22 protein-coding genes are annotated in these 25612 nt (G+C 71.8%); 10 read left to right on the plus strand and 12 right to left on the minus strand.

All coding sequences use genetic code 11. The features are described 5' to 3' along the window. Positions 1–93: 93 nt before the first annotated feature. On the minus strand, positions 94–1086 hold the full coding sequence (locus AB0F56_RS22720; RefSeq protein ID WP_362012594.1) for a WYL domain-containing protein: 993 nt from the start codon (positions 1084–1086) through the stop codon (positions 94–96). Between the two features lie 139 nt (positions 1087–1225). Between AB0F56_RS22720 and AB0F56_RS22725 the strand changes: the two genes are divergently transcribed. From AB0F56_RS22725 to AB0F56_RS22735, 3 genes are all read left to right on the plus strand, one after another. Continuing rightward, entirely contained in the window at positions 1226–1627 is a 402-nt protein-coding gene (locus AB0F56_RS22725; RefSeq protein ID WP_362012596.1) for a Rid family hydrolase, read from the plus strand. Between the two features lie 261 nt (positions 1628–1888). Beyond that, positions 1889–3670 (plus strand): lysyl oxidase family protein, encoded by a 1782-nt coding sequence (locus AB0F56_RS22730; RefSeq protein WP_362012598.1) that lies wholly within the window; start codon positions 1889–1891, stop codon positions 3668–3670. Positions 3671–3775: 105 nt separating this feature from the next. Next, positions 3776–4867, plus strand: coding sequence for a hypothetical protein (locus tag AB0F56_RS22735; protein WP_362012601.1), 1092 nt, complete (start codon positions 3776–3778; stop codon positions 4865–4867). A 243-nt stretch (positions 4868–5110) separates the two neighbouring features. Here AB0F56_RS22735 and AB0F56_RS22740 read toward each other — a convergent pair whose 3' ends face one another. Beyond that, the gene (locus AB0F56_RS22740) at positions 5111–6352 is read right to left on the minus strand and encodes an MFS transporter (protein WP_362012604.1); all 1242 of its coding nucleotides are present in this window, start codon (positions 6350–6352) and stop codon (positions 5111–5113) included. Between the two features lie 114 nt (positions 6353–6466). Between AB0F56_RS22740 and AB0F56_RS22745 the strand changes: the two genes are divergently transcribed. Beyond that, positions 6467–7015, plus strand: a complete 549-nt coding sequence (locus AB0F56_RS22745; RefSeq protein ID WP_362012606.1) for a MarR family transcriptional regulator — start codon at positions 6467–6469, stop codon at positions 7013–7015. Here AB0F56_RS22745 and AB0F56_RS22750 read toward each other — a convergent pair. The 4 genes from AB0F56_RS22750 to AB0F56_RS22765 form a co-directional block, all read right to left on the minus strand. After that, positions 7008–7319: a nitrilase-related carbon-nitrogen hydrolase gene (locus AB0F56_RS22750; protein ID WP_362012609.1), complete on the minus strand. Its 312-nt coding sequence runs from the start codon at positions 7317–7319 to the stop codon at positions 7008–7010. The genes AB0F56_RS22745 and AB0F56_RS22750 overlap by 8 nt on opposite strands. Next, a complete protein-coding gene (locus AB0F56_RS22755) occupies positions 7238–7873 on the minus strand; it encodes a nitrilase-related carbon-nitrogen hydrolase (RefSeq protein ID WP_362012611.1) in 636 nt (211 codons plus the stop codon). The genes AB0F56_RS22750 and AB0F56_RS22755 overlap by 82 nt, the downstream gene beginning before the upstream one ends. Positions 7874–8172: 299 nt before the next feature. Continuing rightward, complete coding sequence (locus tag AB0F56_RS22760) at positions 8173–8847, minus strand: response regulator transcription factor (RefSeq protein ID WP_362012614.1); 675 nt, start codon at positions 8845–8847, stop codon at positions 8173–8175. After that, positions 8844–10124: a histidine kinase gene (locus tag AB0F56_RS22765; RefSeq protein WP_362012617.1), complete on the minus strand. Its 1281-nt coding sequence runs from the start codon at positions 10122–10124 to the stop codon at positions 8844–8846. The genes AB0F56_RS22760 and AB0F56_RS22765 overlap by 4 nt, the downstream gene beginning before the upstream one ends. A gap of 170 nt (positions 10125–10294) precedes the next feature. On the opposite strand from AB0F56_RS22765, the gene AB0F56_RS22770 reads away from it, so the two are divergent. Beyond that, positions 10295–11455: a serine hydrolase domain-containing protein gene (locus tag AB0F56_RS22770; protein WP_362012619.1), complete on the plus strand. Its 1161-nt coding sequence runs from the start codon at positions 10295–10297 to the stop codon at positions 11453–11455. A 284-nt stretch (positions 11456–11739) separates the two neighbouring features. Continuing rightward, positions 11740–12978 (plus strand): MFS transporter, encoded by a 1239-nt coding sequence (locus AB0F56_RS22775; RefSeq protein ID WP_362012621.1) that lies wholly within the window; start codon positions 11740–11742, stop codon positions 12976–12978. 121 nt (positions 12979–13099) lie between these two features. Here the strand turns inward: AB0F56_RS22775 and AB0F56_RS22780 are convergent, their stop codons facing one another. Beyond that, entirely contained in the window at positions 13100–14230 is a 1131-nt protein-coding gene (locus AB0F56_RS22780; protein ID WP_362012624.1) for a magnesium and cobalt transport protein CorA, read from the minus strand. 213 nt (positions 14231–14443) lie between these two features. Between AB0F56_RS22780 and AB0F56_RS22785 the strand changes: the two genes are divergently transcribed. Beyond that, the gene (locus AB0F56_RS22785; RefSeq protein ID WP_362012626.1) at positions 14444–15565 is read left to right on the plus strand and encodes a winged helix DNA-binding domain-containing protein; all 1122 of its coding nucleotides are present in this window, start codon (positions 14444–14446) and stop codon (positions 15563–15565) included. 48 nt (positions 15566–15613) lie between these two features. Here the strand turns inward: AB0F56_RS22785 and AB0F56_RS22790 are convergent, their stop codons facing one another. Next, the gene (locus tag AB0F56_RS22790; protein ID WP_362012629.1) at positions 15614–16483 is read right to left on the minus strand and encodes a LuxR C-terminal-related transcriptional regulator; all 870 of its coding nucleotides are present in this window, start codon (positions 16481–16483) and stop codon (positions 15614–15616) included. 91 nt (positions 16484–16574) lie between these two features. Between AB0F56_RS22790 and AB0F56_RS22795 the strand changes: the two genes are divergently transcribed. Then, the gene (locus AB0F56_RS22795) at positions 16575–18263 is read left to right on the plus strand and encodes an AMP-binding protein (RefSeq protein WP_362012631.1); all 1689 of its coding nucleotides are present in this window, start codon (positions 16575–16577) and stop codon (positions 18261–18263) included. After that, positions 18260–19876, plus strand: a complete 1617-nt coding sequence (locus AB0F56_RS22800) for an AMP-binding protein (RefSeq protein ID WP_362012634.1) — start codon at positions 18260–18262, stop codon at positions 19874–19876. Before AB0F56_RS22795 ends, AB0F56_RS22800 begins: the two co-directional genes overlap by 4 nt. A 39-nt stretch (positions 19877–19915) precedes the next feature. Here the strand turns inward: AB0F56_RS22800 and AB0F56_RS22805 are convergent, their stop codons facing one another. The 3 genes from AB0F56_RS22805 to AB0F56_RS22815 form a co-directional block, all read right to left on the minus strand. After that, positions 19916–20464: a GNAT family N-acetyltransferase gene (locus AB0F56_RS22805; RefSeq protein WP_362012637.1), complete on the minus strand. Its 549-nt coding sequence runs from the start codon at positions 20462–20464 to the stop codon at positions 19916–19918. Between the two features lie 27 nt (positions 20465–20491). Continuing rightward, positions 20492–21319: a TIGR04222 domain-containing membrane protein gene (locus tag AB0F56_RS22810; RefSeq protein WP_362012640.1), complete on the minus strand. Its 828-nt coding sequence runs from the start codon at positions 21317–21319 to the stop codon at positions 20492–20494. 169 nt (positions 21320–21488) lie between these two features. Next, positions 21489–22493, minus strand: a complete 1005-nt coding sequence (locus AB0F56_RS22815; protein ID WP_362012642.1) for a hypothetical protein — start codon at positions 22491–22493, stop codon at positions 21489–21491. Positions 22494–22717: 224 nt separating this feature from the next. Between AB0F56_RS22815 and gcl the strand changes: the two genes are divergently transcribed. Next, positions 22718–24505, plus strand: coding sequence for a glyoxylate carboligase (gcl, locus tag AB0F56_RS22820; RefSeq protein ID WP_362012645.1), 1788 nt, complete (start codon positions 22718–22720; stop codon positions 24503–24505). Between the two features lie 69 nt (positions 24506–24574). Here gcl and AB0F56_RS22825 read toward each other — a convergent pair whose 3' ends face one another. Next, positions 24575–25561, minus strand: coding sequence for a transcriptional regulator (locus tag AB0F56_RS22825; protein ID WP_362012647.1), 987 nt, complete (start codon positions 25559–25561; stop codon positions 24575–24577). Positions 25562–25612 lie beyond the last annotated feature (51 nt).

Genomic DNA, 25612 nt, shown 5'->3' on the forward strand with positions numbered 1-25612 from the left:
CGGGCGAGTCCCCGTACGGCCTCCATCGTCAGTCGCGGGGCTGCCGGGCCGCCATGACGAATCCCCTGCAGATCCGGACATGCGAGGCGCGCGTCAGTGCCCACCGTCTTCGGGGGAAACGCCGTATCGGCCGGCGATGACGGTGGCGCGCTCGCGCAGGGAGTCGCGCAACCACTGCGGCCCCAAGGCCTCCGCGTACGTGCCGAGTTGCCACACCGCCCATTCGGCGTGACGCGGGTCCTGGAAGGTGACCTCGAGTCGTAGCCACTCGCTTGCCGCGTCTGCTTCGTCGGTGAGGACGGCAAGGGCGGTGCCCACCAGGTCGTCCCGCCGGGACGGGTGTATCCGTACCAGCACGGTGACTTGGTCGCCGCCGGTCCTGAACTGCCTGCTGCGTTCCTGCCAGGCCCGGTCCAGGTCGACCCGGTCCGGTCGCTGGGCCGGTTCGGTGAGTTCCTCGGCGGCCAGGATGCGGGACAGCCGGTAGGTGCGGTCCGCGCCGGAGCGCGTGGCGAGCAAGTAGCCCTGGTCGCGGACGGTGACCAGGCCGATCGGGTCCACCGTGCGCCACTTCGGTGTCTGGTCCACGGCCGCGTAGTGGATGCGCAGCTTGTGTCCGGCGAACACCGCGCTCCGCACCTCGGCCGCGATGCTGTCGGGGACCTCCTCGGCGACCAGCCGGCGCGAGAGGAGGTCGGTCTCCGGGTCGATGAGCAGCCGCTGAGCCGCGCCCGCGGCGGTGGCCCGATAGCCGGCGGGCAGCGCGTCGACCACCTTCAGCATGGCCGAGGCGAGCGCCGATCCGAGGCCGAACACCTGGGCGCCGCGCCGCGATCCGGCGACGAGCAGGGCGAGCGCCTCGTCGTGGTTCAGGCCGGTGAGCTCGGTACGGAAGCCGGGCAGCAGCTCGAAACCGCCGTGCCGACCGCGTTCGGCGTAGACCGGGACACCGGCGGCGGACAGCGCGTCGATGTCGCGCAGCACGGTCCGGGTGGACACCTCCAGCTCGCGGGCCAGGGTGGCCGCGGACAACCGGCCGTGCTGCCGCAGCAACAGCACCAGCGAGACCAACCGATCGGCGCGCACGGCGAAAACGCTACCGGATACACGACAGACGGTGTCGTGATTGCTTGCGAGGCTCTCCCCGCTGAGCAACCCCAACGCAACCCAACGCACCACGCCACACAGCCCAACCGACCCCTCACACAAACGAGGTGACACCCGCATGGCACACGCCTTCGTCAACCCCGACGGCCTGCACGACCCGGTCCCGTTCGGCTACAGCCACACCGCCGCCGTCCCCGCCGGTACGGAACTGGTGCTTGTCGCGGGCCAGTACGGATCCGGCCCCGACGGCGCGGTCGTCTCGACGGACTTCGCCGAGCAGGTGAAGCGGACGTTCCACAACATCGGCGTCGCCCTCGCCGCCCATGGCCTCGACCTCAGCCATGTCGTCCAGCTCCGGACGTACGTCGTGAACCACGACGTCGGCAAGCTCGGCCCGATCGCCGGGGCCGTACAGGAGGTCTGGGGCAAGAACCCGCCCACGCAGACCCTCATCGGCGTCGCGAGCCTGGCCACGCCCGACGTGCTCTTCGAGGTCGAAGCCCTGGCCGCCCGCCCCTGACGCGGCGCACCGCCTCGTAGGCGAGCGCGGGCGCGGCTCGCCTACGCGGCCGTGTCGGGCGGCACTATTCGGCCAACATCCCGACCATTTCGACCCCCCGGACAACCCGGCATCCCTCCGCCTCCTCTCTCCCCACGGGCGCAGCGAGTGCCTCTCACCGCGCCGGCCGGACCGTACGGACCGTGAATCTGTCCCTGTCCCGCTCGGCCGGGTGGCCCGCTGTCCGCTTCCTTCTCACAGCATCCGGAGGACGAGGGAACGATGACCACCAAGCGCACCACCCGGCTGCGGCGTCCGCTGCTCGCCGGTACCACGGCCGTCGCCGCCATGGCGGTGACGGCCGGCTTCATGGCCGCCACGCCGGATCAGGCGAAGGCCGCGACGGGGCCCAAGCTGAGTCTGATCGCCGCGACCGAATCGGTCACGCTCACCTCGTGGAAGGAGGAGCCGGGCGTCTTTCTGGACCTGGGCACCTACCTGACCGCGGAGGGGACTCCGCTGGAGTTCAAGGTGACCCGGAAGTCCTACAAGGACCCGGTGACCATCACCCAGACCGTGTTCAACGGCGGCAAGGCGACGTCCAAGACGCTGCCCCTGGGCACCGTGAAGGACTTCTCCGGGCTGCCCGGCTTCGCGGAGATCACCCTCACCGACAAGGCGGGCAAGAAGGTCGTCACCCGGACGGAGAGCTTCTGTCCGAACAACGCCAGTGGACGGGTCCGGCCCGACGCGCCCGCCACCTCGAAGTATCCGGAGAGCTGCCCCACCAACCCCTTCACCCTCGGTTCCGTGTGGGGTGTCGAGAAGGGGTGGGCGTCCAACACCTACGCCGGTTCCTACACCCAGCCGGTGAAGCTCGCCGCCGGTACGTACACGGCCAAGGTCGGGGTCGCCAAGAAGTACCGCGACCTCTTCGGCATCGCCGACAAGCCCGCGACGGTGAAGGTCACCGTCGAGGAGCGCAGTTGGGAGGAGGGCCGCGGCGGCGCGGCCGCCCGCTCGGCCGCCGCAGGCGAGCACGCCGGGCACGGCGCCGGTCACCAGGCCCAGGCCCAGGCCCCGGCCCCGTCCGCGCACGCCGGGCACGGGGCGGGTCACGCCCCGACGCCGGCCCAGGCCGGCGCGCCGGAGACCAGCGGCGCGGGCGTCTCGTACAACGTGGGCCACGGCCCGCTGAAGGCCGCGCCGCCGGCCCTGCCCTGGGCGCTGAAGAAGCAGCAGCAGGCCGCGCGCGCGGACATGCGGCTGCAGACGGGCGACACCGCCGGGCAGACCGACGGATCGCGCAAGGCGCCCGCCCTCAAGCCGATGTCCCAGCGGCCCACCGGCAAGGCCTCCGTCCCGGCGGACGTCCCCAAGCCCGACCTGCGCTCGCTGCCGGCCTACGGCATCGTCATCAGCGACGGCGCCGAGGACATCCCCGGCAAGGACTACCTGGCCTTCAGCGCCAACGTGTGGAACGCCGGTCCGGCCCAGCTCGTCGTGGACGGCTTCCGCTCGCCCGGCAAGGCCACGATGGACGCGTACCAGTACTTCTACGACGCCAACGGCAAGCAGGTCGGCTACACCCCGACCGGCACCATGGAGTGGGACCCGCGTCCGGGCCATGTGCACTGGCACTTCACCGACTTCGCCAGCTACCGGCTCCTGAAGGCGGACCAGAAGGAAGCGGTGCGCAGCGGCAAGGAGGCCTTCTGCCTGGCCAACACCGACGCGGTCGACTACACGGTGAAGAACGCCAACTGGCACCCGTACAACACCGATCTGTCCACCGCCTGCGGCCAGGAGAACTCCATCTCCGTCCGCGAGGTGCTCGACGTCGGCTCCGGTGACACCTACACCCAGGACCTGCCGGGCCAGTCGTTCGACATCACGGACATCCCCAACGGCACGTACTACATCCAGGTGCTGGCCAACCCGGCCAAGCGCCTGAAGGAGACCAACCTCGACAACAACAGCGCCCTCCGGAAGATCGTCCTCGGCGGCACCCCCGGCAAGCGCACCGTGACGGTCCCCGCGCACGACCTCGTGAACGCGAACTGACCGCGGAGCGGGTGGCGCGGCAACCGCCGTCGCCACCCGCTCTCTTCGCCCGCGGCTTCGCGCGACCGGACAACAATCGGACCGGTTCCTGGCACGCTTGCCCACGTGAGCTACGTCGTAACGGTGGATGCGCGGGTACCCGACGGTGCGGAGGAGTTGGACGCACTCCAACAGGTCGGCACGTCAACGCTGTTGGAGCGCGGGTTCGACGCCGTGGAGGCGATCGAAGGACCCGACGGAATCGAGATCGACGTCCTGGAGACGATCGTCGCCGTCCATGCGCGCGGGGCGATCCTCAAGGTCTTCGTCCACGCTCCCTCCTTGGAGATCGCCGAGCATGCCGTCGGCTCGGTCGCCGAGGACGTCCTGGAACGCTCGGAGCTCCTCGCCGACTGGGTGGTGGAGAGCAGCGAGGTCAAACTCCACATCGACCTGACCCGCGAGAGCCTGGAGGCCGCCGACGGCCCGAACGCACCGTCCAGCGACCTGGAGACCCGCCGCGCCCAGCACAAGGCGAGCGCGGCCGCGGCGACGAGCACACCTGCGCACCCGGCGAACGCACCGGCGGACGGCGGCGTGACGGACCCGGACGTCGACCACGAGCCCCAGATCCGCGCACTGGCCCCGCGCCTGGCCTCCCTCGCCGCCGCGTCCTTCGACGGCATCGCCCCGGAGACGTCCGAACTGGCCGCCGGGGCCCTGGTGTACGCCACGGAACTCCTCGTCGACGAGCTGTACGACGACGTCCAGACCCTCGCCGAGGAGGAGACGAATGTCGCCGAGTGCGACAGCGAACTGTGGCACCTGGGCGACCTCCCGCCCCGCTACGCCCTCGAATACGACGAACTCTTCGCCCGCCGCTTCCTGGTGACCACGATCGCCCTGACCACCCGCTTCACCGACGGCAGCTTCCTGCACCTCGGCTGCCTTGCGGAGGCCGTGGCTCTCAAACTCCTCCTGGGCCACGCGGAGGCCACCCTCGACCTGTACGGCCTCCTGGACGACGCCACCACGGACGCCCTGGACGCCTTCGCCTCCTGGGCGTACGAGGACACGGACTTCGAGTGGCTCTACCAAGACTCGAACGACGACATCACGCCGCTGACCCTCGGCGGCTGGTTCGCTCCGCTCGACGACGGCCGGTACGTCCACCCGTACGCCACCGACGAGGACGAGCAGCAACCGGACTGCCAGTAGCGGCCGCTAGCGTGCGGCGCATGGTTCGCCTTCGCGGTCTGGGAGGAAGCCGTACGCCCTGCCCTTCCACCTCCTCGAACTGGGCAACAACGCCCTGCGCGCCTTCTTCGGCTTCCTCCTGGAAGGCCGGCCCTCGCCCGAGGACGTCGACCCGGACGAGGTCCCGCTGCTCGGCTTCGGTGGACAGTAGCGCCGGCGGCTCCCGCTCGGCCCGAACCGCGCCTGAAGGGGCTGAAGGGTCCTTCACGTCAGGACGAGGAGGGTGGCGAGGGCCGGGCCGAGGGCTCCGCCCAGTTGGTAGCAGAGGACGAAGAGGCCGATCGCGGCCGGTCGTTGGGAGGCCGGGGCGGGCTGTGCGGCGTGGACGGACAGGGTGGCGTTGCTGCCGGTGGCGACGAAGACGGCGGCCGCCGCGGCGAGGAGCAGCGCGGGCCCCCATGAGCTGAACGCGGCGGTGAGGGGTGCGGCCGTGCCGAGGACGATGAGGACGGTGAGGACCTTCCGGTGGCCCAGGCGCGCCGCCGACGCGGCGAGGAGCCACGAGAGCGCGGAGCCGGTCAGGAGCGCGACCAGCTGTCCCGTACCGACGGCCTCGGTGCTCCAGTCCGTGTGCCGCCGCGCCAGCTCGGGCAGGGCGAACAGCAGGATGAAGTAGGAGGTGGAGAACGCGAACGCGAGCAGGGAGGAGCTGACGAACGCACGGGAGCCCAGCACGGCGGCGGGAACGAAGCCGTCCGGGTGGCGCCGGACATGCACGGCCAGCGGGACGACCACCGCCGCGGCGACCAGTGCGCCCGTGAGCGGAGCCATGGGAATCAGCACCAGTGCCGACGCCAGGGCCGTGACGAGCCCGGCCCCGACCGCGTCGAACGGCGTGGTGTGCGGGGTGGGTTGCGAGCCGGTACGGGGGATGTGGCGCCAGACGGCGGGGACCGCCAGGAGGGCCAGGGCGGACACGGCCAGCGAGGCGCGCCAGTCCGCCAGGGCCGCGAGGGTGGAGCCGAGAAGCGGGCCGACCGCGCCCAGGACCCCGAACCCCGCGGTGATCGCCCCCATCCGGCGCGTCGAGCCGGCGAGGTTCATCGCCACGGCGACCAGCCCCGCACCGCCCGCCGCCTGAGCCGCTCTGCCCACGAGCGTCAGGGCAAACCAGGGCGAGACCGCGACGAGCGCGGTGCCGGCGAGCGCGGCGACCGCGCCCGTGACGAGCGCCGCGCGCAGGCCACGGTGGCGTACGAGCGCCGCGAACAGGGGTGTTCCCACGGTCATGGACCAGGCGAAGACGGTGACCAGCCACGTGGCCCCGGCCGTGGAGATGCCCAGGGAACGGGCCATGTCGGGAAGGATCAGGACCGGTGCGTTCGCTCCGGTGGCGATGGGCGCGGCCAGGAGCGCCAGCCAGAGTGCGGACGGCCGGCGGGACACCGCTGGAGCGGTGGAAGGGACGGCAGAGACTGCTGCGGACACGAGAACCCCCGAGTGCATCCGTTCAAGGTTGATTATTTCAACGTTGAGATAAAAGCAGGGTGGCTCGTTCAGCGTCAAGTGATTCAACGTTGAGATAATCTCTGGGGCAGTGACGCGAGGAGGGGACGGACCATGGGCGGAGCCGACATCGGGGACGGCCACGGGGATGGCGACGCGGCCGATGCCGTCGACGGCATCATCGGGCAGTGGACGCGGGAGCGCCCCGACCTGGCCGAGGCGCTGTGGCCCGTCGAGGTGCTCGGCCGGCTCCAGCGTCTCGGTGTCGCGCTGGAGAAGGAGTTCCGCGCGTTCGCGGCCGAACGCCAGCTGGAACTCGGCGAGTTCGACGTCCTGACCACTCTTCAGCGCTCGGGTCCGCCGTACGAGCTGACCGCCGGTGCCTTCCGCAAGGCGGCGATGGTCACCTCCGGTGCGATCACGAACCGCATCGACCGGATGGAGGCCAAAGGCCTGGTCGAACGGGTGCGGGACACCGCCGACCGGCGCTCGGTGAAGATCCGCCTCACCGAGCGGGGCCACGAGATCACCCGCGCCTACATGGTCGACCACCTCGCCAACGAGGCCCGCATGCTCGCCTTCTTCGACCGGGAGGAGTGCGAGGACCTGGCGCGCAAACTGCGCCGCCTCCTGGTCTCCCTCGGCGACACCTCCATCACCTAGGCGGGGTGACGGGGTCGGTGAGCGTGCCGTACAGCTCGGGCCGGCGGGTGCGCATGAGGCCGAACTCGAGCCAGTCCCGGCGCTGGTCGAGGTCGAGGTCGGCGACGAGGACGGCCGGAGTGTCGCGCGGGGCCCGCAGCATGACCCGGCCGTACGGGTCGGAGATGAAGGAGGAGCCGTAGAAGGTGGAACGGCCCTCGGTCCCGACCCGGTTGGGGACGATCATGAACAGGGCGTTGGCGAGGCCGTTGGCGCTGATCGCCTGCTCCCACATGGGCCGGGTGTCGAAGGCGGGCAGGTCCACCTCGGAGCCGCTCGCGGTGGGGTGGACGAGGATCTCCCCCCCCCGGCCAGGGAGTAGGCGCGGGCCGGCTGCGGGAACCACTCGTCCCAACAGGTCGGGAAACCGAACCGGGCGCCGGCGTGCTCGACGACCGGGAACCCGCTGTCGCCGGGCCGGAAGCACAGGTCCTCGCGGTAGCCGGGGAAGGCGGGGATGTGGTTCTTACGGGTCCGGGCGATGAGGCGGCCGTCGGAGTCGACGCAGACGGCGGTGTTGTAGCCGAGGCCCCCGTCGCCCGCGCGCTCGTGGAGCGAAGCGTGGACGGTGATGCCGAGCCGGGTCGCCAGCTCGGCCGCGAGCGCCACGGTGGGCCCGGTCTGCACGTCCTCCAGGTAGCGGTCCGCGCCGTCGGCCAGCGGATCGTCCGTGTTGCAGAAGTACGGGCTCCGGGTGAGCTCGGGCAGGCACACGACCTTCGCGCCCTGCGCCGCCGCCGGCTCCACGCCCTCGCGGAGCCTGGCGTCGTGCTCGCGCTCGTCGGCGTACCAGCGCATCTGCACAAGGCCGACGCGCAAGGGTTCGCGCTCGGCAGGCCGGACCCGCCCTGGAGCCAGATCTTGCTCTCCCGGCACGGGGATCCGGAGCCTCGCGCCTAGGGAGGCTCCCCTTCTCCTGGAGAGAGCCGTTCGCCTCTGCGAGGAGACTGGCGTCGGTCGGCGCCATGGAGGTTCTTGAGGTTGGCGCGGAGAGGCAGGCCGGCTGTGTGGGTCAGGAGTTCGAGGGTGGTTACCTGGGCGGGGTGGTGACGCCGATCCGCGTTCCGGCCGGGGAATCAGAGGGCGGCTCCGATGCGGGTCCCGACGACGCTCCGGGCTCAGCCGGCGAACCCCGGGACCACCAGGCCGGATTCGTACGCGATCACCACCGCGTGGGTCCGGTTCTGTGCGCCGAGCTTGGTCAGCACGTTCCCGACGTGCGTTTTCACCGTCTCCAGGCTCACTGTGAGCGACTCCGCGATCTCCGGGTTGGACAGGCCGGTGGCCATCAGCCGCAGCACCTCCTCCTCCCGCCCCGTCAGCGCCGCCCTCGGCAGGGCCTCGGCGGAGTGCAGCGGCCGGGGTGCGATCATCCGGCGCAGGGTTGTCGGAAAGAGGATCGCCTCCCCCGCCGCCACCACCCGCACCGCCTCAGCGATCTGCCGGACCGGAAGCCGCTTCAGCACGAACCCGCTGGCGCCCGAGCTGAGCGCGGCGGTGACGTAGTCGTCGTTCTCGAAGGTGGTGATCACCACGACCTTCGGCGGTTCGGCCGACCCGGCGAGGAGGTGCCGGGTGGCCTCGATCCCGTTGCGGCGCGGCATCCGGACGTCCATCAGGACGACGTCCGGACGCAACCGCCGTGCCTGTTCGACCGCCTCGACGCCGTCGGCGGCCTCGCCGACCACCGCGAGCCCCGGCTGTGCCGCGAGCAAGGTGCGCAGACCGCTGCGGGTCACCTCGTCATCGTCCGCGATCAGGAGGGTGACGGGGGTGTTGCCGGAGCCGGTCATGGCGACAACCGTACGGGCAGCCGGACGGCCAACCGCCAGTGCCGCGGCCCGTCCGGGCCCGCGTCGATCTCGCCGTGCAGCAGTCGCACGCGCTCGGCGAGGCCGGGCAGGCCGTGCCCGGATGTGGGGAAGGCGCCCGGCCCCGTGCTCGTACGCGGCCCGTCCCCGGTCCGGTTGACCACACCGAGCTCCAGCAGGTCCGGCATGGCCGCCACCCGGACCTCGATCGGACCACCCGCTCCATGCCGCATCGCGTTCGTCAGCCCCTCCTGCAGGATCCGGTAGGCCGCGCGGGAGAGCGTCCCCCGCACCTGCGCCGGGTCCCCCGACAGCTCCAGCTCCACCACCGCGCCCGCGTGCCGCAACCGGTCGAGCAGCTCGGGCAGATCGGCCAGGGTGCGGGGCGGCGCCGTCTCGGCCTCTCGTTCGCGCAGGACGCCGAGCACGTAGTCCAGGTCCTCCAGCGCGGCCCGGGACGACTCCTCGATGCTGCGCAGGGCGGCCCGCGCCGCCACCGGGTCGGCGGAGAGCACCTCGCCCGCCACCGCCGCCTGGATCGTGGTCGTCGTGAGCGTATGCCCGATCGAGTCGTGCAGTTCGTGGGCCAGCCGGTTCCGTTCGGCCAGCCGCAGTTCCCGCTCGGCCGCCAGCACGAGCCGCTCGGCCGAGGATGGCCCGAGCAGCCGGGGCGCCGACCAGCGCAGCGCCTTCGTCACCACCACGCACACGCTCGCCGCGAGCAGCAGGCAGCCGAGCGCGACCGCCCAGCTCTGCCAGCCGCCCTCCACCCGTACCGTCCGGCCGAACAGGCTCAGCCCCAACTCGGCGCCGAGCCAACCCCCCGGAAGGGTCAGGCCCGCGAAGAGCAGCACGCCGCTCGCCAGCGCTCCCGTCCATCCGAGCGCCACGTGCAGCAGCAGCCAGAGAGGAGTCCGCCAGCGGTCGACGCGGGAGGGCACAGCGGCGGCCGGCCCGTCGCCGAGCCGGCTCGGGGGCGTACGTACGGCGACAGGCTCGGGCAACGACACCCTCAGCAGCCGGCGGGCGGACACGACCAGCACCCGCCGCGTGGTGCGCGCGAGACCGACCAGGCCGATCAGTACCGTCCAGCCGAGCAAGACCACGACGATCTGCACGCCCTCGGGAGCGGAGCGCCACGCCAGCGCCGGCAGCAGCGCGAAGGACAGCAGGGGAAGGCTCGCCAGGACGGCGAGGTAGGCGAACAGCGCACCCGAGTACGTGGAGCGGCGCAGCAGCGGCCGAAGTCCCTTGATCATGATCGGCCAGTATGTACGGGGCGGCACACGCGCGGCCTCCCCCGATCAGGGGAGTACGTTCTCCCGCTTTCCCGCGATGCGCGCCGGAGCCCGGGAATCCATGATCGTGCCCTGCCCGGTTGACGGGCGGCTCAGCCGACAGCACCCCACGATTTCCCTGGAGTTGACTCATGTGTGAGCAGACCTGGCACGGGCCCCGTACGTCCACGACACGGCGCCGCGGAGCGCTGGCGGCCGCAGCCGCGGTGGCCGTCGCCGTCATGACCACGGGCGCCCTGGCTCCGCCCACGGCATCTGCCGCCGCCCGGCCGGACACTGTCCAGCAGGGCCTGAATGGACTGGTGCGCGACGGCCAACCCGCCGCGCTGGCGACCGTCCAGGGCCCTGACGGTCGCACCCGTACGTACACCGCGGGCGTTGGCGACCTGGCCACCGGTGCGAAGGTGCCGAGGGACGGCCAGGTGCGGATGGGCAGCAACACCAAGACGTTCGTCGCCGTCGTCGTTCTGCAACTGGTCGGCGAGGGGAAGATCGCCCTCGACGCCTCCGTCGACACCTACCTCCCGGGCCTCGTACGTGGGAAGGGCAACGACGGCCGCCGCATCACCGTCCGTCAGCTCCTGCAGCACACCAGCGGGCTTCCCGAGTACGGGGCGCACATCAGCGACGACGAGATTGCGTACCGGTACTTCGAGCCTCGCGACCTCGTCGACATCGCCCTCAAGCACAAGGCCGAGTTCCGGCCCGGGACGAAGTGGAGCTACAGCAACACGAACTACGTCCTGGCCGGTCTCATCGTCCAGAAGGTCACCGGCCGCCCCCTCGCCGAGGAAATCGACCGGCGCGTCGTCCAGCACCTCGGGCTGCGCCACACCTACTTCCCCGCCCCCGGCGACAGGACCATCAGGGAACCCCACCCGAAGGGCTACCGCGTGATGCCGACGGGCGAGCCGCTGCGCGAGTACACCGAGATCGACCCGTCGGCAGGCTGGGCGGCGGGCCAGATGATCTCCACCAACTCCGACCTCAACCGCTTCTTCACCGCGCTCCTCGACGGCGGCCTCCTCCCGGCCGCCCAGCTCGCCCAGATGCGCACCACTGTCCCGGTCGGCGACACCGGTGCCAGCTACGGCCTGGGCCTCATGAGCAGGAAGCTGTCGTGCGGCGGCGTCTACTGGGGCCATGGCGGCGACATCGTGGGATACGAGACCCGCGGCGGAGCGACCGACGACGGCTACGCCGCGAACATCGCGGTGACGAGCATCCCGGCCGACATCTCGGGCACGAGGCGCGTCGAGACCGTCGTGGATACGGCCCTCTGCCGCCGCTGACGCCGCCTCGCGCCGGGGATCGGCTCGCGCCGGTGGCCGGCACACGAGAAGGGCCCCTGACCAGGCATCAACCTGATCCGCGTCCAGGTGGAGGCGGAGACATCCCACCGTACTGGCCGTCCACAGTGGGATTCGGCGGAGGCAACAGCCTCGCGGGGAATCCTGATTTCTGATGACATCACCTGACTCTCATGTCGTGGTGCTCTAGGGTGACGTGCGTTCCCGGTGCTCTGCGGTGTCGCCGGGTTCTGTTCGTTCCTGGACCGGTGGTGATCTTGGGTTACGTGCGGCTGCTTCGGAGCCGGTCCGTGCTCACGCTGTGGGTGGGGCAGGCCCTGTCGGCCTTCGGGGACCGGCTGTACGCGATGGCTGTCATGTGGATCGCCTTCGAGGCGTCCGGGGCGTTTGCGATGGGTCTCGTGGCGATCGCCGAGTCCGTTCCGTACATCGTGCTCGGCACGGTCGGGCGCCGGATCGTGGGTCGGTTCGGCTCGCTCAGGGCACTGGCCGTGGTGGATGTCGTACGGGCCGGGCTGGTGGCCGTTCTGCCGCTGGCGTGGACCCACCTGGGGCTGGCCGGAGCGATCGCTCTGGTTCTGGTGGCCGGGTTCGCGGGGGCCGTGTTCGATCCGAACCTCGGTGCGCTGACGCCCGAGTTGGTCGACAAGCGGGACGTCCAGGCGGTGAGCGGCCTGATGGATCTGTCGGGCCGGATCGCGCGGATCGCCGGGCCGGGCGCGGCCGGGCTGCTGCTCGCGGTCATGCCGATGACCACCCTGTTCTGGCTGGACGGGGCCACCTTCCTCGTCTCCGCCGTCGCCCTCGCCGTCTTGGCCCGCCGCAGCACGGTGGTGCGGCAGGCTCGTGCTCCGGAGAAGGAAACGGCCCCTGCCCAGGCCCGGATGCTGCTGCGGACGCGACCGGACACGGCGATCGCCATCGGGATCCACGGCGTCGGTATCGCGGCCCACACCGTCGCCCTCGCGTTGCCGGCCTTCATCACCCTCCAACTCGGCGCCGGTGCTGGAACGTACGGCGCCGCGCTCGCCGCCACGGGCGCTGGAGCGCTCGCGGCGAACGGTCTCGCCGGGAACCTTCGCCTGCCGCCCAACCTGCCGGCCTTCTACTGCCTGGCCTGGGGGGCCTCCGGCGTGGCCCTCGCGTCGATCGCGCTCGCGGGGTCGGTCCCGGCGCTGCTGGCCCTGTCCGTTCTGCTTGGGGCGGTCAATCCGTTCGTTCAAGTCGCTCTTGTCACTCACCTGTCGGGCTTTCCCCCGGCCCACCGGCTGCGCCTGATGGCCGTGGACCTCACGGTCATCCGTACCGCCGGGACGGTCTCGATGCTGTTCGTGCCCGCGCTCGCAGCGCACCGCCCGAGCCTGGCGTTCGCAGTGGCCGGCCTCTGCCTGGTCGGCGTGGGACTGCTGGGCGCGGTCCTTGCTGCCCGCTGGGCTCCGACCGGTCCCGTACCCGGGCAGGAGCCTGTCGGAGCGGGTGCGAACGGGCGGGCCCGTGGCGCCTAGCTGCCCCGGGCCCGCCTTCTCACCGACCGATCGACCCTCTCGCGATTCTCCCCAGGGGGCGTCTGGAGGTGCCACCCTGGGTTTGCTCATGCTAAGTGGATCAAGAGTCTGGGGTGGGTGGCTACAGCCAGTCCTTCTTCTTGAAGACCACGTACAGGCTGGTGCACACCACTGCCATCAGCACCACCGCGAACGGATACCCGCCTACCCAGTGCAACTCCGGCATGTTGTCGAAGTTCATCCCGTAGATGGTTCCCACGAGTGTGGGTGCAAACAGGATCGCCGCCCACGAGGAGATCTTCTTGATCTCCTCGTTCTGTTCGAAGCCCGCTTCCGCCAACGCGCGCATTTCCGCGTTCTGTTGTTCGGTGACCAGGGTTGCGTTGACGGTCAGGATTTCTGTCAGGGCCTGGCGGAAGCCGTCCACGCGTTCGCTGGTGTGGGTGACGTGGTCGGCCACGTCGCGGAGGTAGCGCTGGAGTTCCTCGTCCGTGCCGTACTTCGCGAAGCCCGCCATCAGGCCGTGCAGCATGCCCACCAGGGGGCGGGTCGCGCGCTGGAACTCGACCATTTCACGGGAGAGTTCGTAGATGCGGCGCGAGACCGCCGGGTCGCCGCTGAAGACCTCGGTCTCGATCTCGTCGATGTCGTTCTGGACGCCCGCGACGACCGGGGCGTAGCCGTCGACCACCGCGTCCAGGATCGCGTACAGGACCGCCTCCGGACCCAGGGCCAGCAGGTCCGGGTCCTCCTCCATGCGGAGGCGGACCGCCGAGAGGTCCGGGGCCGCTCCGTGGCGGACCGTGATCACGAAGTCCTGGCCCACGAAGATGTGGAGCTCGCCGAAGTCGACCTCCTCCTGGGCGTCCAGGTAGCGGGCCGCCCGCAGAACGACGAAGAGCGTGTCCCCGTACCGCTCCAGCTTCGGGCGCTGGTGCGCCTCGAGCGCGTCCTCCACCGCCAGCTCGTGGAGGTCGAACTCGCCCGCCAGCGAGTGCAGTTCGGACTCCGTCGGGCGGTGCAGGCCGATCCACGCCATGCCGTCCGGGTGCTCGCGCAGCTGACGGAAGGTCTCGGCCAGTGTGTCGGGGGACGCCACCTTGCGGCCGTCGCGGTACAACGTGGCCTGCACCACGCTCGGCCGGTCCGCTGCCGGGGCCTCCGCCTCGGACGGCTTCGGCTCCGGCTGGGGCGTCCGTGCCGGCGGTTCCGGCTGACGGCGCCAGGCTGCGCGGGGGCGACGCTCCGACATCGTGGGGTCCATCTCCGTGGGCGTGGGTGCGGGTGTGGGTGCTGTTGTGGTCAGTGGGCGTGGCCAGTCTCCCGGGAAGGATATACGGGGTGAATTGCCGCAGCGCGGCGGCCGGTGTCCGTGCCCCGGTCCGTGCGCCCCGTCCCCCTGACCGGGCCGCCGCCCTTCCTTTGCGGACACTACCTGTCCGCAAGCCCGAGTAGCGTGCCGTTCATGGCCTCCACCTCGACGAACCCGGTTCTCTCCACCCGCGCCCTGGGCCGCGCCACGCTGGCCCGGCAGCTCCTGCTGGAGCCCGCCTCGATGTCCGCCAAGGACGCCGTCAGCCATCTCCTCGGGCTCCAGGCGCAGAACACCAAACCGCCGTACTACGCCCTCGCCGCCCGGCTCGCCGGGTTCCGCCCCGAGCAGCTCTCCGCGCTCATGGAGTCCCGCGAGGTCGCCCGGATCGTCACCCTGCGCTCCACCATCCACACCCACACCGCCGAGGACGTCCGCATCCTCCGGCCGCTCGGCCAGGCCGCCCGCGACCGCGAGCTCAAGATCTTCCGCGCCGGTCTCGACGGCGTCGACCTCGACCGCCTCGCCGACCTCTCCCGCGCGCTCGTCGAGGAGGAGCCCCGCACCCCCAAGGAGATCCGCGAGGCCCTGCTCGTCCACTGGCCCGACGCCGACCCGCAGTCCCTCTCGGTCGCCGCCCGCTGCCTGCTGCCCCTCGTCCAGGTCACCCCGCGCGGCCTCTGGCGCCGCAGCGGCCAGGTCCGCCTCACCACGGCCCGGACCTGGCTCCACACGTCCGACGACGCCGAGCCCGCGATCGACCTGGACGCCGTCGTCCTCCGGTACCTCGCCGCCTTCGGGCCCGCCTCCGTCAAGGACATGCAGACCTGGTGCGGCCTCACCCGCCTCCGCGAGTCCTTCGAGCGCCTCCGCCCCCGTCTCCTCGCCTTCCAGGACGAAAGCGGCGTGGAACTCTTCGACCTCCCCGAGGCCCCCCGCCCCGACCCCGACACCCCGGCCCCGCCGCGCTTCCTCCCCGAGTACGACAACGTCCTCCTCTCCCACGCCGACCGCGGCCGCTTCGTCTCCGCCGAGGCGAAGAACCGCACCTGGAAGGGGAACCAGGCCTTCTCCGTCTTCCTCCTCGACGGCCTCCTCGCCGGGCTCTGGCGCCTGGAGGAGGCCAAGGAGCGCACCACGATGACCATCCAGCCCTTCGGCCGTACGACCAAGAGCGTGCGTGCCGAGCTGGCCGAGGAGGCCGAGCGGATGCTGGGCGTGATGGCGGAGGAGGCGGTTCCGTTCGAGGTCGGGTTCGGGGTCGTCGACGTGTAGGCGAACGGGTGCGGCGTCAGCCGCCCCCACTGGCGGCGTCAGCCGCCCCTACGGCAGTAGCCCCGCCCTCCTCGCCGCCACCACCGCCTCACCCCGCGTGTGCGCCCCCAGCTTCCGCATCGTCGAGCGCAGGTAGCCCTTCACCGTCTCCGGGCGGAGCCCCAGGCGGTCCGCCGCCGTCGCGTTCGTCGCCCCCGACGCCACCGCCACCAGGACGTCCAGCTCGCGCGGCGTCAGCGCCACGCCCGCCGGCCGGCGCACCGGGCCCGCCGTGGCCGCCTCCAGGCGGGCGCACACCTCGAAAAGCCGGGCCCGCACGTCCGGGTCCGTGACCTGGGGCACCAGGGCGCGCAGGTCGCCGTGTGCCTCGCGGATCTCCGCCGAGGGCCCCTCCGCCAGCAGCTCCCGTACGTGGTCCCGCGCCTCGTCCCGTACCGCCAGCGCCTGCTCCACGTCCCGGGCCGCCGCCACCGCCGCGTCGAAGACCCGGTCGCCGAGCGGCAGCGCGTCCCGCAGCGCCCCGTACAGCACGCCGCGCACCTGGCGCCGTACGACGATCGGCACCGCGATCACCGACCGCAGGCCCTCCGCCGACACCGGGCCGTCGTACTCGTGCGTGATGTGCCGCGCGGACGGATAGTCCACGACCGCGCAGGGCCGCGACAGCGCCAGGCACTTCCCGCCCAGGCCGCTGCCCGCCGAGATCGAGAGGCCCCGCAGGGCCGGGGTCACGGCGCCGTTCAGCTCCGCGATCCGCAGCCGACGCCCGTCGCGCCCACCTTCCCCGTCCCGGCCCGCCCGGCCACCGCCCGCCCGGCTGTCGTGCAGCAGTCCGCCGAAGGCGACTTCCAGGCCCGTGGACCGGCGCAGCCGCAGCAGCGCCGCACGCATCTCCACCGATTCCGTCAGCTCGGCCACGCGACTACTCCTTCACCCCCGAACGGGGGTAGTGAGACCTGGGTCACTGATTACACGATGTCCGTGACCGGTCCCGCAACGAGGAGGACACATGACGCCCACCACCGCGACGGAGAGGTTCCGGGCCGCCCGCGACTTCCTGCTCCAGCACCGCGAGGAGTACGAGGCTGCCTACGAGGGTTTCGCCTGGCCCCGTCCGGACCGGTTCAACTGGGCCCTGGAGTGGTTCGACGTCATCGCGGCCGGCAACGACAGGACCGCGCTGCACATCGTCGAGGAGGACGGCACCGAGACGCGCGTCAGCTTCGCCGAGATGAGTGAACGCTCCCACCGGGTCGCCAACTGGCTGCGCTCGCAGGGCGTTCGGGCCGGCGACCGGATCATCGTCATGCTCGGCAACCAGGCCGAGCTGTGGGAGACCGCGCTCGCCGCGATGAAGCTGCGCGCCGTCGTCATCCCGGCCACCCCGCTCCTCGGCCCGGTCGACCTGCGGGACCGCGTCGAGCGCGGCCGGGCCCGGTACGTGATCGCGCGCGCCGAGGACACCGCCAAGTTCGATGACGTACCCGGGGATTACACCCGGATCGTCGTCGTCGGACCGCAGGGCGGGGAGGTGCGCGGATGGGTCTCGTACGCCGACGCCTCCCGCGCCTCCGGCGTCTTCGAGCCCGACGGCGTCACCCGCGCCGACGACCCGCTGATGCTCTACTTCACCTCCGGCACCACGGCCCGACCCAAGCTCGTCGAGCACACCCACACCTCGTACCCGATCGGTCATCTCGCCACCATGTACTGGATCGGGCTCAAGCCCGGCGACGTGCACCTCAACATCTCCTCGCCCGGCTGGGCCAAGCACGCCTGGTCCAACCTCTTCGCCCCCTGGAACGCGGAGGCGACCGTCTTCATCCACAACTACACGCGCTTCGACCCGGCCCGCCTGATGGCCGAGATGGAGCGGAACGGCGTGACCAGCTTCTGCGCGCCACCGACCGTCTGGCGCATGCTGATCCAGGCCGACCTCACGCAGCTGAAGCACCCGCCGCGCGAGGTCGTGGCGGCCGGGGAGCCGCTCAACCCCGAGGTCATCGAGTCCGTGCGGAGGGCCTGGGGCATCACCGTCCGTGACGGGTTCGGGCAGACCGAGACGGCCGTCCAGGTCTCCAACAGCCCAGGTCAGCGGCTCAAGGAGGGCTCCATGGGCCGGCCCAGCCCCGGCTTCCGGGTCACCCTGGTCGACCCGGTGAGCGGCAAGGCCGACGTGGACGAGGGCGAGATCTGTCTCGATCTCTCCTCCGACCCGGTGGGCCTCATGACCGGCTACCACGGCGACCCGGAGCGTACGGCCGAGGCCATGGCGGGCGGCTACTACCGCACCGGCGACATCGGCTCCCGCGACGCCGACGGGTACATCACCTACATCGGCCGGTCCGACGACGTCTTCAAGGCCTCCGACTACAAGATCTCGCCCTTCGAGCTGGAGAGCGCCCTGCTCGAGCACGAGGCGGTCGCCGAGGCCGCCGTCGTCCCGGCCCCCGACCCGCTGCGGCTCGCCGTCCCCAAGGCGTACGTCGTCCTCGCGGACGGCTGGGAGCCGAGCGAGGAGACCGCGCAGGCGCTCTTCGCCCACTCGCGCGCGGTGCTCGCCCCGTACAAGCGGCTGCGTCGCATCGAGTTCGCCGACCTTCCCAAGACCGTCTCGGGGAAGATCCGCCGGATCGAGCTGCGCGAGCGTACGGCGAAGGGTGAGGGTACGGAGTACACGGAGGGGGACCTCGCATGACAACCCTGAGCGGAGCGAACCTCTCCTACGCCCACGGGGCGAGTTCCACCCCCCTCCTCGGCGACACGATCGGCACCAACCTCGACCGCGCCGTCGCCACCTGGCCCGAGCGCGAGGCGCTCGTCGACGTGCCGTCCGGGCGTCGCTGGACGTACGCCCAATTCGGCGCCGACGTCGACAAGTTGGCCGATGCCCTGCTCGGCAGCGGGGTCGTCAAGGGCGACCGGGTCGGCATCTGGGCGGTCAACTGCCCCGAGTGGGTGCTCGTCCAGTACGCCACGGCACGCATCGGCGCGGTCATGGTGACCGTCAACCCGGCCTACCGCGCGCACGAGTTGGAGTACGTGCTCCGGCAGGCCGGGATCTCGCTGCTCTTCGCCTCGCGCACGCACAAGACGAGCGACTACCGGGCCATGGTCGAGGAAGTCGCCGCTAAATGCCCGGATTTGAGGGAGGCGGTCTATTTCGGCGACCCGACCTGGGACGAGCTGCTCTCCCGTACCGCCGGCGAGCTGCGCCCCGCCGCGCTCTCCTGCGACGAACCGGTCAACATCCAGTACACCTCGGGCACCACGGGCTTCCCCAAGGGGGCGACCCTCTCCCACCACAACATCCTCAACAACGGCTATTTCGTGGGCGAGATGATCGCCTACACCGAGCAGGACCGGATCTGCATCCCCGTCCCGTTTTACCACTGTTTCGGCATGGTCATGGGCAATCTCGCCGCCACCTCGCACGGTGCCTGCATGGTCATCCCCGCGCCGTCCTTCGACCCGGCCGCCACCCTCCGCGCGGTCCAGGAGGAGCGCTGCACGTCCCTGTACGGCGTGCCGACGATGTTCATCGCGGAGCTGAACCTCCCCGAGTTCGCCTCGTACGACCTCTCCACCCTCCGCACCGGCATCATGGCGGGCTCGCCCTGCCCGGTGGAGGTGATGAAGCGGGTGGTCGCCGAGATGAACATGGCCGAGGTGTCGATCTGTTACGGCATGACGGAGACCTCGCCCGTCTCCACGCAGACCCGGCGCGACGACGACCTGGAGCGCCGCACCGGCACGGTCGGCCGGGTCATGCCGCACGTCGAGGTGAAGGTCGTCGACCCGGTCACCGGCCTCACCGTCGAGCGCGGGGTCCCCGGCGAGCTGCGCACCCGCGGCTACAGCGTGATGCTCGGCTACTGGGACGAGCCCGAGAAGACCGCCGAGGTCGTCGACGCGGGCCGCTGGATGCGCACCGGGGACCTCGCGGTGATGCGTGAGGACGGGTACGTCCAGATCGTCGGCCGGATCAAGGACATGATCATCCGGGGCGGTGAGAACGTGTACCCGCGCGAGATCGAGGAGTTCCTCCACGGGTACGAGAAGATCGCTGACGTCCAGGTCGTGGGCGTCCCCGACCCCCGCTACGGCGAGGAGATCCTGGCCTGCGTGATCCCCCGCGACCCCGCCGACCCGCCGAGCCTCGACGACATCACCGCGTACTGCCGCGACCGTCTCGCGCACTACAAGGTCCCGCGCCGGGTGGAGATCCTTGCCGAGTTCCCGATGACCGTGAGCGGGAAGGTGCGGAAGGTGGAGCTGCGGCGGCGATTCGGGCTGGGGGAGGAGGGGTAGCCGGCGGGGTACGCACGCGCGCCACGGTGTACGTACCGGCTACGTCGCGGGCGCCTGCCGGACCACGGCGGCGCCCGCCAGCTCGCGGCGCATGCAGACCCGGGGCCAGGTCGCCAGGCCGTGGGCGGCCTCGGCCCGCTGGATCGCGCGCAGGCCGACGGTGAGCTCCGGGTCGGACTCGGCGAGCGGGCGGAAGCCGAGGCGGGCGTAGTACGGGGCGTTCCAGGGGACCTCGGCGAAGGTCGTCAGGGTGAGCGCCGTGAGGCCGTGCTCGGCCGCCTGAGCCGCGAGGTGCTCGATCAGGGCGCGGCCGATGCCCCGGCGGGCGGCGTCCGGGTGCACGGAGACCTGCTCGATGTGGGCGGCCCCGTCGACGGTGTCCGTGAGCAGGTACGCGACCGGGCGGTCGGCCTCGTCGGCGGCCACCCAGGCGCGGCCGGCACGCCGGTAGGCGTCCAGGACGTCCAGCGGCAGGGGCTCGTCGTCGGCGATGAACGCCATGCCGACGGAGCGGAAGGGTTCGCCCGCGGCCCGCTCGATGTCCTGGAGCAGCGGGAGTTCGGCCGGTGCGGCCGCTCGGATGTGCATGCGACGAGTATGGCGCGGACCCTCGCCTCAACCCGAGCCCCCGGTCCCGCCCCCGTCTCCGGCGGCGCCCGAACTCCCTCCGATCACGTCCTGCCCGCCGAACCAGCCGCGGCCGGTCGCGTACCCGTCCGTCCCGCCGCCGCGGCCGAGGAGCCCGCCGTCGCGGGAGAAGCGGGGGAGGAAGAGCACGAGCGCGGGATCTCCGTAGAGGGCGACGTACAGCAGCACCAGATTGCCGTCCGTCACCTCGCGCCGGTGCGCGGGCAGCGGGTGCCGCTCGCGGAGCCCGGCGAGCAGCCGGCGGGCGGCCCGGGTGGTCGGCGGCAGGAACAGCAGGGCGAGCGCGGCGCCGGTCGGTACGGCTCCGAGGGTGAGCGCGAGCGCGAGCTCCGTCCCGGACGGGCGGGTGATCAGCAGGCCCGCGACGACCGTCGCCGCCGCGCCCACGAGCAGCACGCGCGCGATGCGCAGTCTGCCGTACGGGCGGAGCAGCCCCGCCCGGCCGAGTTCGGCCCGCAGCGCGTCGATCGCGCGCCGCGCCCGGGGCTGCGCGGCGAGCACCCGGAGACCCAGCGCGCGCCGCAGCGAACCGTGCACCCCGAGTTGAACCGGGTCACGCGTCCGGCCGGGCCCGCCGTTGGCCCGAATCGTGCCCTTCCGGCCGGCCGCGACCGCGCCGCGCTGGTGCAGCGCGACCAGGGCCACGACGACGGCCGCCCGAGGCCCGCCCCTGAGCAACGCCAGCGCCTGCGGGGGCAGTTCCGCCCGCTGCGGGCTGCGCGTTCGCAACAGGGCGAGCGCGAGCAGCAGTTGTCCGCACGACGCACCGATGAACCACCACGTCTCCGCCCCCATGACGCCCCACCCCCCGAGACTGTTGTGCCCGGGGGAGGGTGATCGTCACGCGTGAATTGGCCGAATTCTGAGGTTATTTTGAGTCGGGGACGCGCTGGAGGGCCGCTTCAGGACCGGCTCCGGCTCCGGCCGCGGTGCCGCGCGGGGGCCCCTCGGGTATGGCGTCGAGCTACGCGCCCGTGGTGACCAGTTCGTCAGCCGGGGTGTTCACCGGCTGCGGGGTGCCCGTCAGGTCGAGGACGAAGAGCGGGATGCCGAGTTCGTCCGCGCGGGACCGGGCCTCCGGGGTGTAGCCGGCGAGGGAGAAGAAGACGCTCACGGCCGTGCAGCTGAGGCCGTTGAGCCAGAGGCACTCGACGGCCCGCAGGCCGGCCGGGCGGGTGCTCGGGTCGACCTGGGCGACGAGTCCGGGCGCCCGCAGGTCGACCTCGGACGTGGACCGCTCCTCGGGCTGGACGACGTCCCGGAACCCGAGCCAGCGCAGGTATCCGGCGGACGCGGCGACCGCGTCCCGGGCGGTACGGATGGTCACGGGACGGAAGGAGGGCCTCGGCGGCGCGGGGTGCGGAGCCGTGGGCGGCAGCGGTATGTGCGTGGGGTAGCGGTCGGCGAACGCACGGTGCCCGCCGGTCTGCGGAGCGGCGTGGGCGCGGTTCTCGGCCGGGCCGGGGCCCGGTCCCGTGAACGGGTGCCCGCCGCCATGGCCCTCGGGGGCGCCGTCTCCGCCGTTCCCCGGAGTGAACCACCCGCCCGTCCCCGTCCCCGGGCGTGCGTCGGTCGCGGAGCGCGGGTCCACGACCCGCCAGGGCCCGGTGTCCGAATCGGCACCCGTGCCGGCGCCCGTACCCCGTCCCGTACCGTCGCCCGCTCCCGTACCCGGACCCGTGCCCTCCGCCGGGCCCCTGCCTCCGGTCGGGGGCAGGACCGGGACGCGGAGGACCGTGCCGCAGGTGCAGCCGAGCTCCGGGTGCGGCCACGCGTCCTCGCGGCCGCAGGCGGCGCAGCGGACCGTGACCCACTCATCCGTCCAGTTCCGGTGCGTGACCGGCTCGCCCGTCGCCCCGGGGATCACCGGGGGCACCACCGGGGTGCCGCAGGCGCACGGGAACACCGGCGCGGCGTACGGCTGCGTACGGAGGCATTCCGGGCAGCGCACCGGAACCGAGTCACCCACACCGAACCCCACGGCGAACCCCCTGTCTTCCCGCCCCCATCGTCCACCAATCCGCCACGCGAGGGGAGGGAGTTCGGCCATCGGCCGCGCCCACTCCCTTGACGGCCCTCGCCACCCCGACCTACATTGCTTCCGTATAGCAGAACAATACTTCCGCAATACGGAAACGGCCCGCCGAGACGGTGGCGGACCCGGTTCCGCCTGGCCGAAGCAGGAGCCCTCCCATGCCCCGTATGACCGCCGCCGCAGCGGCCGTTGAGATCCTCAAGCGCGAAGGCGTCACCAACGCGTTCGGCGTGCCCGGCGCGGCGATCAACCCCTTCTACCGCGAGCTCAAGAACGTCGGCGGGGTCAGCCACACCCTCGCCCGCCACGTCGAGGGCGCGTCCCACATGGCCGAGGGCTACACCCGTGCCAAGGCCGGCAACATCGGTGTCTGCATCGGTACCTCCGGCCCCGCCGGCACCGACATGATCACCGGCCTGTACTCCGCGATCGCGGACTCGATCCCGATCCTGTGCATCACGGGCCAGGCCCCGGTCTCGAAGCTCCACAAGGAGGACTTCCAGGCCGTCGACATCGCCTCGATCGCCAAGCCCGTCACCAAGGCCGCCACCACGGTCCTGGAGGCCGCGCAGGTCCCCGGCGTCTTCCAGCAGGCCTTCCACCTGATGCGCTCCGGTCGTCCCGGCCCGGTCCTCATCGACCTGCCGATCGACGTCCAGCTGACCGAGATCGAGTTCGACCCGGAGACCTACGAGCCGCTGCCGGTCTACAAGCCGCAGGCGACCCGTGCGCAGGCCGAGAAGGCCCTGAGCTTCCTCCTGGAGTCCGAGCGCCCGCTGATCGTCGCCGGTGGCGGCATCATCAACGCCGACGCCTCCGACCTGCTGGTCGAGCTCGCCGAGCTGACGAACATCCCGGTCATCTCCACCCTCATGGGCTGGGGCACCATCCCGGACGACCACGAGCTGTCCGCCGGCATGGTCGGCGTCCAGACCGCGCACCGCTACGGCAACGCGACCTTCCTGGAGTCGGACTTCGTCCTCGGCATCGGCAACCGGTGGGCCAACCGCCACACCGGTTACAACATGGAGGCGTACACCAAGGGCCGGAAGTTCGTCCACGTCGACATCGAGCCGACCCAGATCGGCAAGATCTTCGCCCCGGACTACGGCATCGCCTCCGACGCCAAGGTCGCCCTGGAGCTCTTCGTCGAGATCGCCAAGGAGTGGAAGGCCGCGGGCAAGCTCCCGGACTTCTCCGCCTGGGCCGCCTCCGCCCAGGAGCGCAAGGCCGCCCTTCAGCGCCGTACGCACTTCGACAACGTGCCGATCAAGCCGCAGCGCGTCTACGAGGAGATGAACAAGGCCTTCGGCCCGGACACGCGCTACGTCACCACCATCGGCCTCTCCCAGATCGCGGCCGCGCAGTTCCTGCACGTCTACAAGCCGCGCCACTGGATCAACTGCGGCCAGGCCGGCCCGCTCGGCTGGACCATCCCGGCCGCCATCGGTGCCGCCACCGCGGACCCGGAGACCCCGGTCGTCGCGCTCTCCGGCGACTACGACTTCCAGTTCATGATCGAGGAGCTGGCGGTCGCCGCCCAGCACAAGGTCCCCTACGTCCACGTCCTCGTGAACAACGCCTACCTGGGTCTGATCCGGCAGGCGCAGGGCAACCTGGGCATCAACTTCGAGGTCAACCTCGAGTTCGAGAACATCAACACCCCGGAGATCGGCGTCTACGGCGTCGACCACGTCAAGGTCGCCGAGGGTCTGGGCGTCAAGGCCATCCGCGTCACCGACCCGGAGAAGCTGGGCGAGGCCCTGGAGCAGGCCAAGAAGCTGGCCGTCGAGTTCCAGGTCCCGGTCGTCGTCGAGGCGATCCTGGAGCGGATCACCAACATCGCGATGAGCAAGACGGTCGACATGAGCGACGTCACCGAGTTCGAGGAGCTCGCGACCGAGCCCGGCCACGCGCCGACCGCGATCAAGGCCCTCAAGGTCTGATCCCGGCCCTCACCGATCGGTCCCCGCTCCGAGAGCACCGGAGCGGGGGCCGATCTGCGTGTGCCTCCGCTACGTCGGCCCGCCGCCCTGTGCCCGTACCAGAGCCGCCCCGGCCTCCGTCCAGTCGTACAGGACCGACCTGCCCGCCCTTCTCCTCCGTACGAGCCTCGCGTCGAGCAGCACCTTCAGGTGCCGCCCCACCGACCCGAGGCCCTGCCCGGTCAGCGCCACCAACTGGCTGGTGGACAGCGGCGATTCAAGGCGTACGAGCACCCCGGCCCGCGCACTCCCGAGCAGCGCGGCGAGGGCCTCGGGAACCATCGGGCCCTCCACGTCCGCCAGGGCGCCCGCGCACGGGTAGACGATCGCGAAGCGCTCCGCCCCCTCCCACGACACCCACCCGCGGCTCGGGGTCACCGGTACGAAGAGCAGCCGCGCTCCGGTGGCCGAACGCGGTGGATGGTCACGGGTGTTGACCTGGAGCCGGCCCTCACCGAGCCAGCGCGTGCGGCCCGGACTCAGCTCGTCCAGGGCCGCCGCCCAGCCTTCCCGGGTGAGCCGCGCCGTGCGCGCGAGGACGTCCGCCTCCAGGATCCGCCGGCGCCGCGGCCAGGTCGGCAGAACCGTCTCCCGCCACACCCACGCGAGCAACTCGGCCATCCGGTACGGAAGATCGGGCGCCGATGCCAGCGGCTCGGGCACCGGGCCGCCGCCCAGCGACACCGCCAGATCCGCCACGGCCGCCGAGGGCCGCGTCGCGCGGACCCGGACCAGCTCGTCCTCGAAGGTCGACTCGCGGTCGCCCAGGGGCGTGGGCGTGACGAAGTCGGCGTTCCAGGCGGTGCCGAGCGCGGCCCGTACGAGCAGGGCGTCGAGCGGCTCGGCCGCCAACCGGGCCCGGTAGGCGGGCAGATGGGCCTTCAGCCAGGCCCGCTCGCCGGGGTGGGTGGCCTTCGGTACGTCCAGGGTCTGGAGCGCCGCCGTGGCCTCCGCCAGCGGGGAGATCAGGAACCGGCTCCCCGCGAGCGCGTCCGCGTCGACCCGCCACCACCCCATGCGCCCCGCCCCCTGTGTCGTCCCGCGACCTACGCCGTCCCGAGACCTACC

The organism is Streptomyces sp. NPDC026092, from assembly GCF_040638605.1.
Classification (GTDB): domain Bacteria; phylum Actinomycetota; class Actinomycetes; order Streptomycetales; family Streptomycetaceae; genus Streptomyces.

What these genes read in the sequence shown, in the direction of transcription:
- AB0F56_RS22725 (WP_362012596.1), top strand. Translation starts at nt 1,226, where the DNA reads ATGGCACACGCCTTCGTCAACCCCGACGGCCTGCACGACCCGGTCCCG.
- AB0F56_RS22730 (WP_362012598.1), top strand. Translation starts at nt 1,889, where the DNA reads ATGACCACCAAGCGCACCACCCGGCTGCGGCGTCCGCTGCTCGCCGGT.
- AB0F56_RS22740 (WP_362012604.1), bottom strand. Translation starts at nt 6,352, where the DNA reads ATGCACTCGGGGGTTCTCGTGTCCGCAGCAGTCTCTGCCGTCCCTTCC.
- AB0F56_RS22745 (WP_362012606.1), top strand. Translation starts at nt 6,467, where the DNA reads ATGGGCGGAGCCGACATCGGGGACGGCCACGGGGATGGCGACGCGGCC.
- AB0F56_RS22760 (WP_362012614.1), bottom strand. Translation starts at nt 8,847, where the DNA reads ATGACCGGCTCCGGCAACACCCCCGTCACCCTCCTGATCGCGGACGAT.
- AB0F56_RS22765 (WP_362012617.1), bottom strand. Translation starts at nt 10,124, where the DNA reads ATGATCAAGGGACTTCGGCCGCTGCTGCGCCGCTCCACGTACTCGGGT.
- AB0F56_RS22770 (WP_362012619.1), top strand. Translation starts at nt 10,295, where the DNA reads ATGTGTGAGCAGACCTGGCACGGGCCCCGTACGTCCACGACACGGCGC.
- AB0F56_RS22780 (WP_362012624.1), bottom strand. Translation starts at nt 14,230, where the DNA reads ATGTCGGAGCGTCGCCCCCGCGCAGCCTGGCGCCGTCAGCCGGAACCG.
- AB0F56_RS22785 (WP_362012626.1), top strand. Translation starts at nt 14,444, where the DNA reads ATGGCCTCCACCTCGACGAACCCGGTTCTCTCCACCCGCGCCCTGGGC.
- AB0F56_RS22795 (WP_362012631.1), top strand. Translation starts at nt 16,575, where the DNA reads ATGACGCCCACCACCGCGACGGAGAGGTTCCGGGCCGCCCGCGACTTC.
- AB0F56_RS22800 (WP_362012634.1), top strand. Translation starts at nt 18,260, where the DNA reads ATGACAACCCTGAGCGGAGCGAACCTCTCCTACGCCCACGGGGCGAGT.
- AB0F56_RS22805 (WP_362012637.1), bottom strand. Translation starts at nt 20,464, where the DNA reads ATGCACATCCGAGCGGCCGCACCGGCCGAACTCCCGCTGCTCCAGGAC.
- AB0F56_RS22810 (WP_362012640.1), bottom strand. Translation starts at nt 21,319, where the DNA reads ATGGGGGCGGAGACGTGGTGGTTCATCGGTGCGTCGTGCGGACAACTG.
- gcl (WP_362012645.1), top strand. Translation starts at nt 22,718, where the DNA reads ATGCCCCGTATGACCGCCGCCGCAGCGGCCGTTGAGATCCTCAAGCGC.
- AB0F56_RS22825 (WP_362012647.1), bottom strand. Translation starts at nt 25,561, where the DNA reads ATGGGGTGGTGGCGGGTCGACGCGGACGCGCTCGCGGGGAGCCGGTTC.